The following is a 12,853-nucleotide window of genomic DNA, read 5'->3' as shown; positions in this document are numbered from 1 at the left end:
TCCTGGCCCCTTCTCTATCGCAAGCCCTTGGGCGTGCAAGGCGTCAGCCTGACGCGAACGGATAGGGCGAAATCGACTTCGTGAAATCGTCGACCATCAGTGTGCGGTTGATCGGCTCGGCCGCCCGCTGCGGGCAGGCCGGCCGCTCGCAGATCCGGCAGGCCGGGCCGATGGCGGTGGCCACCGGATCGCGCAGGTCGATGCCGCGCGAATAGACCAGACGCTCTGCGAACTTGAGCTCGCAGCCCATGCCGATGGCCAGTTCGGTGTCGTCGGCGGCGTAGGGCGTGGCGAAGCGGCTGACGGTGCGCGACAGGGTGAAATAGCGCTGGCCGTCCGGGGTCTCGACGATCTGGGTGGCGATGCGGCCCGGAGTGCGGAAGCTGGTGTGGATGTTCCAGCGCGGGCAGGTGCCGCCGAAGCGCGAGAACGGGAAGGTCGCGCCGGCGAAGCGCTTGGAGATGTTCCCGGCCGAATCCACTCGCAGCATGAAGAACGGCACGCCGCGCGCGCCGGGCCGGGCCAGGGTCGTCAGCCGATGGCACGCCTGCTCGAACGACACGCCGAAGCGGGCGCGGATCAGCTCGATGTCGTAGGCTGTGCGCTCGGCCGCCTCGTGAAAGGCGGCGTAGGGCATGATCACGGCCGCGGCCAGGTAGTTGGTCAGCGACACCTTCAGCAGGCCGCGGGTCGATCGATCGGGCGGCCCGGAGCGTTCGGCGATCGCGTCGAGCAGCGGGCCGTATTCCAGGATCGCCAGCTGGTACGCCTGGGCGAAGGAGCGCCCCTCGGCGGTCAGCGCTTCCGACAGGAACAAGCGCTTGCGGTGATGGTCGTAGCGGCGGACCGATTCCGGCAGCACCTCCAACGGCACGACCCGAACCGCGATGCCGTGACGCCTGGACAGGCGCTCGCGCGCGGCGACCGCGAAGTCGAGCGGCTCGCAGGCGAGGTCGGCGGTCAGCGCGTCGGCCGCTTCCTCAAGCTCGGCGAAGTAGTTCTTCTGGGCCTGGAAGAAGTCTCGCACCCAGTCGGAGGGCAGCACCGCCAGGCCCGTGGCCGCGCCTTCCTCGGGACGGCCGATGGCGCCCAGGTCGGTCAGGCGGCGCTGGTCGAGATAGGCGCGGTAGAGGCGGACGATGGCCTCGGAGACCCCAGGCGCGCTCTCGGCCACCTCGGCGATCTCGTGGCGGGCGACGCCCAGGTCGCGGAACATCTGGTCGGAGAAGACCTCTGACAGGCCCGTGGCGCCGCCGTCCTCCGGATCGGTCGCCAGGCTCTTCAGGTCCAGATCGTAGGCCTCGGCCAGGCGAAGCAGCACCTGGGCGGTGACCGGCCGCTGATTGCGCTCGAGCAGGTTCAGATAGCTGGGCGAAACCCCAAGATCCTCGGCCATGCGCGTCTGGGTAAGGCCCAGCTCCCGGCGCAGGCGCTTGAGGCGCGCGCCCAGGAAGAGTTTCCGGTCGGTCGTTGACGGGGCCATGCCTGTCGGGTTGTCACAGATTTACATCGTTTACAAGGTCGCGCTGTGACAAGTGCGCCTTGTTGCATGACGCGGCCCCTTCGCCGCCAACCACCCAAGGGCTAGGTTCGATCGACGGCTTGTAAATCACGAGCCGGCGAAATCGGTTCAAGTTCACAAAGACTCAGTTCCGGCGTCAGCCGGGGGAGCAAGAGACCATGACCAAGGAACGGTTCTGGGTTGTCGGCGGGGAGTACAGCTGCCTCGCCTTCACCAAACTGAAGAACGGCCCGCCCCAGGTGCTGGGGCCGTACGAGAGCCGCGATGAAGCCAAGCAGGCTTGGGCCAAGGTGTCCGAAGAGACCCGCAGCCAGGCCACCATGCGCTTCGCCATCGCGTCGGAACAACTCGTACTGCCGGCCTGACGTCACGGGGCTATGCGCCCAGTTGTCTCTCCTTGAGCCCGTCCCGTTCTTCGGGGTGGGGCGGGCTCACTTTTTTGAGTTCTTACCGCGGCGCGCAGCCGCCGCGGACACGGCATCCGGGGCCTCCGCAAGGAGGGCGGATAGGGTGACGGGCGGGGAAGCTAAAATTCGGTCGCGACCCCGCCCCGATCACCGACCGCAACCCAAACGAAAAGGGCGTCCCGAGGGACGCCCTTTTGCTTTGTGGACCGGGGCCTACTTCTTGACCCAGGCGCCGCCGGCGTCCTGGTAGAAGTCGCCGGGACGCAGCTTGCCCTGCACCACGCTGCGGAACGCCGAGGCGCCGGCCGCAGCCGGGCTGACGCCGTTCTGGGTGGCCGCCTGGGCGTAGAGCTGGCGGCGGCCGGCGTTGATCTCGGCCACGGCGGCGCGGACATCGGCGCTGGCGGCGCCGGCGTTCACGAAGCCCAGGAAGCCGTCGGCCTGCTCGCCCACAACGCCCTGCGCCTTGGCGGCGTCCACCGCGGCCTTGGCGGCGGCCGGATCGGCATGGGCCGCGCCGGCGAGCGTGAGGGTGGCGACCACGGCGGCGACAGGCGCCATCAGATTGCGAAAGGTCATGCTCAATCCCCTTTAGAACAGGTTCGGGTTTTGTTTGATCAGCGCCTTGACGTCGTCATCGAGGCGCAGCCGGACGTCGGCGTCCAGCTTGGCGTAGATGCTGATCGGCGCGACTTCCACCCGGACGGTGGGCGTACATGCGCTCGACAACGCCGCCCCGGCCAGGACCGCCACGACGGGCAGGGTTTTGATCATTCGGTCGTCTCCAGATTTCACGGCCAAGTTGGACCCTCACGGCTGAACGGCTTGTGAACCGCGCAGGGCCTGGTAGTCGGCGAAGTCCTTCAGGATCTGATCGAGATTGAGCGACGTATCCAGCGTGAGGTCGACCTTGGTGCCGGACGGCAGCGGCAGGGACCGGTTGAGGAAGTCGCGTCGGATCAGATCCATGAGGGTCAGTCGGATCTCCTGCTTCTGCGGCGGCGTGTGCTCGCCCTTCAGGTGCATGAGCACGCCGAGACGGCCGTTATCGAGGCTGTTGACCTCGGCGTCGAGCGTGTCGAAGGCCAGATATTCCATGGCCTGGTAGGCGAATTCGCTGAAGGCGTTGACCTCACCGGCCTCGACCGGCGCGGCCAGCGGCACGGCGGGAGCGCCCTCGACGGCGGCGCCGACCACCGCGCCGCCCTCGCTCGCCACCGGCACCAGCGCCTCGCGCAGGATCGACAGGCGGCCCGGCTCGATGGCCCGCAGCCGCCCGGCCGAGACCCGTACGCCTTCGGGCCGGACCTCGAACGGAACACGGCCCGTCAACCGGGCTTCCAAGTCGACGCGGTCGCCAAACGGCGAGGCCTCGACCAGTTCCTTGACCTGCACGCCTTCGATGTTGAGCACGCCGCTCCAGGGCTCGCCCGGTTTGAAGGGCACGCGGAACGGCTCGAACGACAACGCGCCGCCGCCCATGGCCAGCCGCGCGCCGCCCACCGTGACCGCGTCCGCCTCGAGTCCGAACGCGACATCGACGTCGGTCAGCGGGACCAGGGTGTTGACCACCTCGGCCCTGAGCACCTGGCCCGGCGCGGCGGTCAGCGGGATCAGGCTGTCGAACTCGGCGCGGCCGGCCAGGCCGCTCACCGGGCCCATGGGACTGATGAAGTCCATCCGCTCGACGGTCAGGGTTCCATGGCTGGTCGAGGTTCCGGGCCCCCAGGCGATCTCACCGTCGAAGCGGGCCCGGCCATTGGCGGGCGAGGCGACGATCGCCGCCATCGGCGAGATCCCGATCGGCTGCAGGCCGCCGTCCTCGAAGGTCAGCATGCCGGTGTCGAAGGCCAGCAGGCCGCGCCCGTCCGCGGCGTGACGAAGATCCCCGGCCGCGAGGCGTCGGCCCGCCATGTCGGCGACCGCGAAGTCGGCCAGCCAGCCGCCTCCCCGCGCCGTGGCGCGGCCGCTGGCCCGCAACGGGCGGAAACGCATCTCGGCCGCCGTGTCGTCGAGGCGCGCAGTGCTCACCGCCACCTGGCCGCCCAGCGCCGCCCCGGCCCCGGAAAGGTCGACGACGCCGAAGGCCTGCGAAACCCGCGCTTCCAGGAACGGCAGGTCAGCAGCGATGTCCTTGGCCTGACCGCGAAGCCGCCAGGTCTGCCCCTTCAGGCTGAGCATCGGCGCGCCGCGCGTCGGGCACAGTTCGCCGCCGACCGTCTCCAGGTCGCTGTCGCCGAGTTCGACGTGACCGGCGCTCAGCAGGACGCAGCGCGCCGCCACGAAATCGATCGCGCCGCCGGCGATCCGCACCTCGCCCGCGGCGTCGATGCTGGCCGCGCTGACCGGCGCAAAGCCGCCCTTGGCCTTGAGCGCCGCGGTGGCGACCACCCCGTCCCTGGTGAGGCGATAGCGGTCGACGGCCAGGGTCGCTTCGGGCAGACCGCCGCCGCGCACCAGCACGTCAAAGCCGCCGACGCCGTTCGAATAGAGCGGCCCGCCGGACGCCCGGTAGAGCTTGAGCTCGCCGCCGCTGGCGGTGCGGACGCTCGCCGGCACGCCCAGCCCCACGCTCACCCCGTCGCGGGACGCGTTGAGCGCCACCGAGCTGGCGATGAACTGGAAGTCGGCCAGGGCGCGCTTGAGGGCGGCGGTCTCCGCCGGATCGCCGGCCGCGACCGCCCCGAGCCCGGACCACCCGCCCTGCGAGGCGAGCGCCCCGCGCAGCGCCACGTCCATGCGATTGCGATCGAAGGCGACCAGCCCGCCGAAGTCGCCGCGAGCGTCGGTCAGGCGGAGATCGCCGCCAACCGCGCGCTCGGCGGTGAAGCGGGTGCTGACCTCGCCAGACACCACATCGCCGGCCGGCCGCGTCCAGCGCAGATCGCCCAGCGAGGCCTCGCCCTTCAGACCCTGCACGTCGAAGCCGCCGACCTTGCCCCGGCGCGCGGTGAAATCCACATCGCCGTCGCCGTCCAGGACCAGGGTCTCGATCCAACCCTTGGTCGCGCCGTCGAAGTTCGCGGCCAGCCTGAGATCTTCCAGATGATCGGCGCCCAGGGCCGCGCGCGCGCCAGTGAGCTCCAGCCGCGCCATCACCTGGCCTTCGCCGCGCTTGCGGGCCATGTCGGGATACGGCGCCTGCAGCGACAGTCGCAGCCGTCCGCCCTGCGCCTTGAGGTCGGCGGTCTCCAGCGCCTCCACCGGCGCCAGCAGCAGGACATCGACCCGCCCGCGGGTGGTCGCCACCTTCAGGCTGACCTCGCCGAGCCTGGCGTCCACGCCCTGGCCTTTCAGCGCGACCGGCTCCAGCCGCGCGTCCATGGCCATCAGCCGGCCGTCGGCCAGGCGCGCGTCGGCGCGCGCCTTAAGCAGCCCGTAGTCGGTGTCGAGCCGCAGCACGCCGCGGTGAATCTCGACCCGGGGCTGCGGGCCTTGCGGCTGCGGCGGACGGCTGGTGAACTCCTCGATCAGCGGGTCGAGCGTGCCGAGCTTCAGCTTGCCGCCACGGAACGCGCCCTTGACCACCGGCCGGTAAAGCTTGACCGAGGCGACCCGCACCCCGAGCGGCTCGCCGGACCAGAAGCCGGTTAGGCCATAGCGGACCTCGACCCGCTCGACCGAGACGTCGGGGTCTTTCTCAGACCCTGCGCGAACCCGCGCGGTGAAGCCGCCAAACTCGAATTCGCGGAATTCCACGTCGGCCGGAACGCCGCGCGACTCCAGCCAGCCGACCAGCAGCTCGCGGGCGATCGCGCGCCGCGTCAGATAGACCGCGCCGCCGACCACGACGGCGACGATCACACCGGCGGCCACGGCCGTATGGACCCGGCGCCATCGGCGCCGGGCCGCCCGTGACGGCGGGTTAGTTTCGGACTCGGTCAAACGCGACGCCTGCTGCTCTCCAACAGCTCATAACGCAAAACCGTCGAAAGCGTGGCCGTCTGTGGGAAGTTTACAGACCGCCCGTGGTCGCCAGCGCCACGCCGCCGTCCACGGCGATGGTTTCGCCCACGACATAGTCGCCCGCGCGGCTGGCCAGGTAGATCGCCGCCGCGGCCATGTCCTCGTCGCGACCGATGCGGCGCGAGGGGATGCGCTTGGCGATCTCGTCGCCCTGGTCGCGGGCCACCCGGTTCATCTCCGAGGCGAAGGCCCCCGGCGCGATGCCGGTGACGTTGATCTGGTCCTTGATCAACTCCGCCGCGATCCGGCGGGTCAGATAGATCAGGCCCGACTTGGACGCGTGGTAGGAGTAGGTCTCCTGCGGGTTCAGGCGAATGCCGTCGATCGAGCAGATGTTGATGACCTTGGCCGGCTGGTCGGCGCTGGCCGCGGCCTTCAGGGCGCCGTGCAGCGCCTGGGTCAGGAAGAACGGCGACTTCAGGTTCAGGTCGACGACCTTGTCCCAGCCGCTCTCGGGGAACTCGGCGAAGGGCGCGCCCCAGGCGGCGCCGGCGTTGTTGACCAGGATGTCGAGCTTGGGCTCGAGGTCGGTCAGGCGCTTGGCCAGGGTCTGGCACCCCTCCACCGTCGAGACGTCCTGCGGCAGCGAGATGCAGCGCTCGCCGAGTTCGGCGGCGGTCTCGTCGCAGGCCGCCGGCTTGCGCGAGGAGATGTAGACGCGGGCCGCGCCAGCATCGAGGAAGCCCTTGGCGATCATCTTGCCGATGCCGCGCGAGCCGCCGGTGACGAGGGCGACGCGGCCCTCCAGCGAAAACAGTCCCAGAGCCATGCCTTGCTTCCCCTATGGTGATGTCTTGTAGGGGTGATAAGCCCAGGTTTGACGCTCGAAAACCCTACGGATTTTTGACTCGCGCGCGTTCGGCGGGGCCTGTAAACAACCGTTTGAATCCGAGGACGGCCAGCCCACGAGCCGTCCCTTTCCAAGCAATCGAGGATGCGCACATGGCCGAGATCAATTCGGTGACCGACCTCACGCTCGACGGCGACGTCGCGGTGATCACGCTCAACTCTCCGCCGGTCAACGCCCTGTCGGCCAAGGTCCGCGAGGGACTGTTCGAAGCCTTCAAGGCTGCGAACGCCAACGACGCCGCCAAGTCGATCGTGCTGATCTGCGAGGGCCGCACCTTCATCGCCGGCGCCGACATCACCGAGTTCGGCGGCGCCATGGCCGGCCCCGGCCTGCCGGAAGTTCAGGCCCAGATCGAAGACTCGCCCAAGCCGGTGGTCGCCGCGATCCACGGCACGTGCCTCGGCGGCGGCCTGGAGGTGGCGCTCTGCGCGCACTACCGCGTCGCCGTTCCCTCGGCCAAGCTCGGCCTTCCGGAAGTCGCCCTCGGCCTGCTGCCGGGCGCCGGCGGCACCCAGCGCCTGCCGCGCGTGGTCGGTCCCGAACGCGCCCTGGAAATGATGACCAGCGGTCGTCACGTCGGCGCCAAGGAAGCCCTGGCCGGCGGCCTGGTCGATGAACTGGTCGACGAAGGCAAGCTGAAGGAAGGCGCCATCGCCTTCGCCAAGAAGGTGGTCGCCGAAGGCCGTCCGCTGCGCAAGATCCGCGACCAGAACGAAAAGGTCGAGGCGGCCCGCGGCAAGCCCGAGATCTTCGCCGACTTCCGCAAGGCCAACGCCCGCAAGTTCCGCGGCTTCCTGGCCCCGGAATACAACATCCAGACCATCGAGGCGGCGGTGAACCAGCCGTTCGAAGAGGGCCTGGCCACCGAACGCAAGCTGTTCCTGGAGCTGATGAGCGGCCCGCAGTCGGCCGCCCAGCGCTACTCCTTCTTCGCCGAGCGCACCGCCCAGAAGATCCCGGACGTGCCGGACGACACCGCCCTGATCCCGATCAAGAAGGTCGGCATCATCGGCGCCGGCACCATGGGCGGCGGCATCGCCATGAACTTCGCCAACGCCGGCATCCCGGTTGTGATCGTCGAGCAGAAGCAGGAACCGCTGGACCGCGGCCTGGCCACCATCCGCAAGAACTACGAGCGCACCGCCTCGCGCGGCGGGATCACCGCCGAGCAGGTCGAGCAGCGCGTGGGCCTGATCACCGGCTCGCTGTCGATGGAAGACTCCTTCGCCGACGTCGATCTGGTGATCGAGGCGGTGTTCGAGCGCATGGACATCAAGAAGGACATCTTCACCAAGCTCGACGCCATCTGTAAGCCCGGCGCGATCCTGGCCACCAACACCTCGGGCCTGGACATCGACGAGATCGCCTCGGTCACCAAGCGTCCGGAAAGCGTCATCGGCCTGCACTTCTTCTCGCCGGCCAACGTGATGAAGCTGCTGGAGATCGTCCGCGCCGATCACACCTCCAACGAGGTGATCGCCACCTCGATGAAGCTGGCCAAGCAGATCGGCAAGGTCGCCGTGCTGGTCGGCGTCTGCCCCGGCTTCGTCGGCAACCGCATCCTGGGCGCGCGCCAGCGCGAGGCCCAGAAGCTGGTGATGGAAGGGGCGATGCCCTGGGACATCGACCGCGTGCTGTACGACTTCGGCTTCCCGATGGGTCCCTTCGCGATGAGCGACCTGGCCGGCCTCGACATCGGCTGGGTCAAGGAGAAGTCGAAGGGCGAGAGCATCCGCGACGTGCTGTGCGAAGCCGACCGCCGCGGTCAGAAGACCGGCGCCGGCTACTACGACTACGACGAGAACCGCGTCGCCAAGCCGAGCCCGTTCACCGAGAAGGTCATCAACGACTTCATCGTCAAGTCGGGCGCCAACCCGCGCAAGATCAGCGACGAGGAAATCCTCGAACGCTGCATCTTCCCGATGATCAACGAGGGCGTGAAGATCCTCGAAGAAGGCAAGGCGATCCGCGCCTCCGACGTCGATGTGGTCTGGCAGAACGGCTACGGCTGGCCGGTCTATCGCGGCGGCCCGATGCACTACGGCGACCAGGTCGGTCCCGCCAAGGTGCTGGCCAAGATGAAGGAATTCCAAGCCACCATGGGCGACCAGTTCAAGCCGGCCGCGCTCCTGGAAAAGCTTGTCGCTGAAAACAAGAAGTTCGCCGACCTCTAAGGCGACGCAGACCAAAGACCGCCCCCGGCGTCCGCGCCGGGGGTGAGCAGGACTACCCTCCCAACTCGTTAGGATGCACTCCAATGCGTGAAGCCGTCATCGTCTCCACAGCCCGCACCCCGATCGGCAAGGCCTATCGCGGCGCGTTCAACAACACCTCGGGCGCCGAGCTCGGCGGCCACGTGATCCGCGCCGCGGTCGAACGCGCTGGCGTCGATCCGGGCGAAATCGACGACGTGGTCATGGGCGCGGCCCTGCAACAGGGCTCGACCGGCAACAACATCGCCCGCCAGGCCGCCCTGCGCGCCGGCCTGCCGAACACCGTCTCGGGCATGACGCTGGATCGCCAGTGCTCCTCGGGCCTGATGGGCATCGCCACCGCCGCCAAGTACATCATCAACGACGGCGCGACGGTCGCGGTCGGCGGCGGGCTGGAGTCCATCAGCCTGGTGCAGAACGACAAGATGAACCGCTATCGCACCAGCGATAAGTGGCTCAACGAGCACGTGCCGGAAATCCACACCTCGATGATCGAGACCGCCGAGATCGTGGCCGACCGCTACGGCATCAGCCGCGAAGCCCAGGACGAGTACGCCCTGCAATCGCAGCAGCGCACCGCCGCGGCCCAGGCCGCCGGCGTGTTCAACGCCGAACTCGCGCCGCTGACCTCGATCATGATGGTGCAGAACAAGGAAACCGGTGAGTTCTCCGAGAAGGAAGTCACCCTGACCCAGGACGAGGGCAACCGTCCCCAGACGACCCTGGCCGACCTGCAGAAGCTCGCCCCGGTCTTCAAGGGCGGCATCTTCGTCAAGGAAGGCAAGTTCGTCACCGCCGGCAACGCCTCGCAGCTGTCTGACGGCGCCGCCGCCGTGGTGCTGATGGAACGCAAGGAAGCCGAAAAGCGCGGCCTGACCCCGCTCGGCGCCTATCGCGGCATGGCCGTCGCCGGCTGCGGCCCGGAAGAAATGGGCATCGGCCCGGTCTTCGCGATCCCGAAGCTACTGGCCCGCAACGGCCTGACCATCGACGACATCGACATGTGGGAACTGAACGAGGCCTTCGCCTCGCAGGTCCTGTACTGCCGCGACAAGCTGGGCATCGACCCGGCGAAGTACAACGTCTCGGGCGGCGCCATCTCGATCGGCCACCCCTACGGCATGACCGGCGCCCGCGCGACCGGCCACATCATGCATGAAGGCAAGCGTCGCGGCGCCAAGTACGGCGTCGTCACCATGTGCGTCGGCGGCGGCATGGGCGCGGCCGGCCTCTTCGAGATCTTCTAAGAGGACGGAAAGCCGCGCCCATCATCAAGGAGTCGCCGAAATCGCTTCGGCGATTTCGGTAGGGCGCGGCCGGCCTCTTCGAGATCTTCTAAGAGCGCAAGCAAGTCTTCGAACGACAGAAGGGCCGCCCGCAGGGGCGGCCCTTTTTCGTGTCTGACCTCAAACGTGCCACCGGCCGACACAGACGCGTCATCCCGCGGCGGGAACGTCGCGCGGTGGGCCTATTCAAGCTAGGGTGACGGAGGGGCCCCCAGAGGGCCTCGCCTGGACCCAACCTTTAATGATCCTCTTCGCCTCGGCCGTCGTGCTCCTCCTGCTGGTGCTGAACGGCCTTTTCGCCATGTCCGAACTGGCGGTCGTTTCCTCCCGACGCGCCAAACTGCAGGCCCGCGCCGATCGCGGCGACAAGGGCGCCGCCGCCGCCCTGAAGCTCTCGGAAAACCCCACCCGCTTCCTCGCCGCCGTTCAGGTCGGCATCACGCTGATCGGCATTCTGTCGGGCGCCTATGGCCAGGCGACCATCGCCGCCGAGCTCGACCAAATGCTGGAAACCATCCCGGCCCTGCACGACTATTCGGAGCTGCTCTCCACCGCGATCGTCGTTGTGGTCATCACCTATCTGTCGCTGATCGTCGGCGAACTGGTGCCCAAGCGCTTCGCCATGGTGTTCCCGGAGACGATCGCCGCGCTGGTGGCGCGGCCGCTGTCGCTGCTGGCCAAGATGATGGGCCCGTTCGTCACCCTGCTCACCGCCTCCACCGTCGGCGTGCTGCGCCTGCTCGGCATCCGTGACGAAAAGGGCGAACAGATCACCCACGAAGAGGTCGAGACCGTCCTTGCGGAGGGGACCAGCGCCGGCCTGATCGAGCCGGAAGAACAGGCCATGATCGGCGAGGTGCTGCGCCTTGGCGACCGCCAGGTGCGCGTGGCGATGACCCCGCGCCGCGACATCGACTGGATCTCGCTGTCCGACACCCACGACCAGCAACTGGCCGACATCCGCGCGTGCCCCTATTCGCGCATCGTCGTCACCGAAGGCGCCGACGTCGAGGAACCGGTGGGCGTGATCCACAAGAAGGATGTTCTCGACGCCATCCTCGACGGCAAGAAGCCGGACATCCAGGCGCTGATGGCGACCCCGATCTATCTGGTCGAGACGACCTCGCTGCTGCGCGCGCTGGAACTGCTGAAGCAGACCCCCCTGCACATGGCGCTGGTGGTCGACGAATTCGGCGCCCTTGAAGGCGTGGTGACGCCGACCGACCTGCTGGAAATGATCGCCGGCGACTTCGACGAAGGCCATGACGCGGCGACTCCGGACGCCATCCTGCGGCGCGAGGACGGCAGCTATCTGGTCGACGGCCGCGCCGAGGTCGACGACCTGGCCAAGGCGCTGGGGGCCGACTTCACCGAGACCAGCCAGTTCCACACGGCGGCGGGCCTGGTGCTGCACGAGATCGGGCGCCTGCCGGCAGAGGGCGACGTGTTCGAGATCGCGGGCTTCCGCGTCGAGGTGATCGACATGGACGACCGCCGTATCGACAAGCTGCTGTTCACGCCTCAGGCCGACCCGGACGGCCCCAGCCTGGGCGACATCCTCTCCGCCTAGAACGGCGGGGCGCGGCGTCCGGACGCAGGCTGACGGCCAAGCTCGGCAACCCTTCCTCAACCTTACCGGCGTGGAGTCCGGCTCGGGGTGGGCCTCTTTTTGACGGGAGGGGTCCTTTATGGACAAGCGATTCAGAGGCGGCCTGGCCGCCACGGCGGCGCTGGTCGTGCTGGCGGCCTGCGCCTCCACGCCTGCGCTCAAGGGCGGCGGCAAGGGCGGCGCGCCGAACGCGCAGGCCGACCGGCGCCTGGAAAGCCAGGCGGCGGCCTTCGAAAGCTTCATGCGCAACGCCCGCGGCATCGACGCGACCTTCGCGAACCCGGCCGCGGTCAGCGAGGGCCTGCGGGTCGGCGCCGCCTACGAGCCCAAGCAGCTCGAGGCCGGCATGGTCGCCTATGCGGCGCTCGCCGCATTGCAGGAGCCCAAGTTCGTGGCCGGCGTGCGCAAGGCCGCCCAGGATCGGTCGGGCAAGGGCCTGGCCGCGCGTCTGGCCGCCCGGCCCGACCTGGCCGCCTCGCTGCCCGGGGCCGACGTCGGCGCGGCGCGCGCCAGCGCCGCGCTCTATCGCCAGGGCGAGGCGCTGGCCGCCAGCGGCAAGCGCGTGAAGAAAGCCTCCTACGACATACAGCGCCAGGCCTGGGCCAAGGTCTTCGTGCCGGACGCCAAGGCGCGGCTGACGCGGGTCAAGCAGATCTCCAGCGCCGGCTATCGGCCGGCGGGCGGCGACCAGGCGCAGCTCTATTCGACCCTGTCCCAGGGCGGTAAGCGCGGCGGCGCGGCCAGTCCGGTCGTATCCCGCGGCCTCGCCGTGGCGGCGCTGACCGTCATGGGCGAGAGCGGCCGCGCCAGCGCCCTGATGAGCGAGCCGCGCAGCGGCATGTGCGTGCGGGTCGCCAAGCTCAACCTTTACCAGTGCCTGGCCGCTGCCGGGCCCTATTACGAGGACATCTACTGCCTGGCGCAGCACGGCATGCTGGAGCCGGCGGGATGCGCCACCGACGCCGTGCGGCCGATCCGCACAGCGCAGCGCTGATCGTTT

General features: G+C 68.9%; 10 protein-coding genes. 5 read left to right on the top strand and 5 right to left on the bottom strand.

Annotated features, from left to right (window positions below; translation table 11 throughout):
- Positions 1-43 precede the first annotated feature (43 nt).
- Positions 44-1,483, bottom strand: a complete 1,440-nt coding sequence (locus ASC79_RS08825) for a short-chain fatty acyl-CoA regulator family protein (RefSeq protein ID WP_056023438.1) — start codon at positions 1,481-1,483, stop codon at positions 44-46.
- A 197-nt stretch (positions 1,484-1,680) separates the two neighbouring features.
- Here ASC79_RS08825 and ASC79_RS08820 point away from each other — a divergent pair, with 197 nt between their 5' ends.
- Entirely contained in the window at positions 1,681-1,887 is a 207-nt protein-coding gene (locus tag ASC79_RS08820) for a hypothetical protein (RefSeq protein WP_056023440.1), read from the top strand.
- 255 nt (positions 1,888-2,142) lie between these two features.
- Here ASC79_RS08820 and ASC79_RS08815 read toward each other — a convergent pair whose 3' ends face one another.
- The 4 genes from ASC79_RS08815 to ASC79_RS08800 form a co-directional block, all read right to left on the bottom strand.
- Entirely contained in the window at positions 2,143-2,508 is a 366-nt protein-coding gene (locus tag ASC79_RS08815; RefSeq protein ID WP_082531989.1) for a YdbL family protein, read from the bottom strand.
- A gap of 12 nt (positions 2,509-2,520) precedes the next feature.
- Entirely contained in the window at positions 2,521-2,703 is a 183-nt protein-coding gene (locus ASC79_RS08810) for a YnbE family lipoprotein (RefSeq protein ID WP_056023442.1), read from the bottom strand.
- A gap of 36 nt (positions 2,704-2,739) precedes the next feature.
- Positions 2,740-5,814: a YdbH domain-containing protein gene (locus tag ASC79_RS08805; protein ID WP_156378406.1), complete on the bottom strand. Its 3,075-nt coding sequence runs from the start codon at positions 5,812-5,814 to the stop codon at positions 2,740-2,742.
- Between the two features lie 70 nt (positions 5,815-5,884).
- Entirely contained in the window at positions 5,885-6,664 is a 780-nt protein-coding gene (locus tag ASC79_RS08800; RefSeq protein ID WP_056023448.1) for an SDR family oxidoreductase, read from the bottom strand.
- A 173-nt stretch (positions 6,665-6,837) separates the two neighbouring features.
- Between ASC79_RS08800 and ASC79_RS08795 the strand changes: the two genes are divergently transcribed.
- From ASC79_RS08795 to ASC79_RS08780, 4 genes are all read left to right on the top strand, one after another.
- The gene (locus ASC79_RS08795) at positions 6,838-8,919 is read left to right on the top strand and encodes a 3-hydroxyacyl-CoA dehydrogenase NAD-binding domain-containing protein (protein WP_056023451.1); all 2,082 of its coding nucleotides are present in this window, start codon (positions 6,838-6,840) and stop codon (positions 8,917-8,919) included.
- 83 nt (positions 8,920-9,002) lie between these two features.
- The gene (locus ASC79_RS08790; protein ID WP_056023454.1) at positions 9,003-10,205 is read left to right on the top strand and encodes an acetyl-CoA C-acyltransferase; all 1,203 of its coding nucleotides are present in this window, start codon (positions 9,003-9,005) and stop codon (positions 10,203-10,205) included.
- 280 nt (positions 10,206-10,485) lie between these two features.
- The gene (locus tag ASC79_RS08785) at positions 10,486-11,814 is read left to right on the top strand and encodes a hemolysin family protein (RefSeq protein ID WP_200937096.1); all 1,329 of its coding nucleotides are present in this window, start codon (positions 10,486-10,488) and stop codon (positions 11,812-11,814) included.
- Positions 11,815-11,932: 118 nt separating this feature from the next.
- Entirely contained in the window at positions 11,933-12,847 is a 915-nt protein-coding gene (locus ASC79_RS08780) for a hypothetical protein (protein WP_056023457.1), read from the top strand.
- The last annotated feature ends 6 nt before the right edge of the window (positions 12,848-12,853 follow it).

The sequence above is a fragment of the Phenylobacterium sp. Root1290 genome (assembly GCF_001425305.1).
Classification (GTDB): domain Bacteria; phylum Pseudomonadota; class Alphaproteobacteria; order Caulobacterales; family Caulobacteraceae; genus Phenylobacterium.
This window is presented reverse-complemented; position numbering and strand designations above follow the sequence as displayed.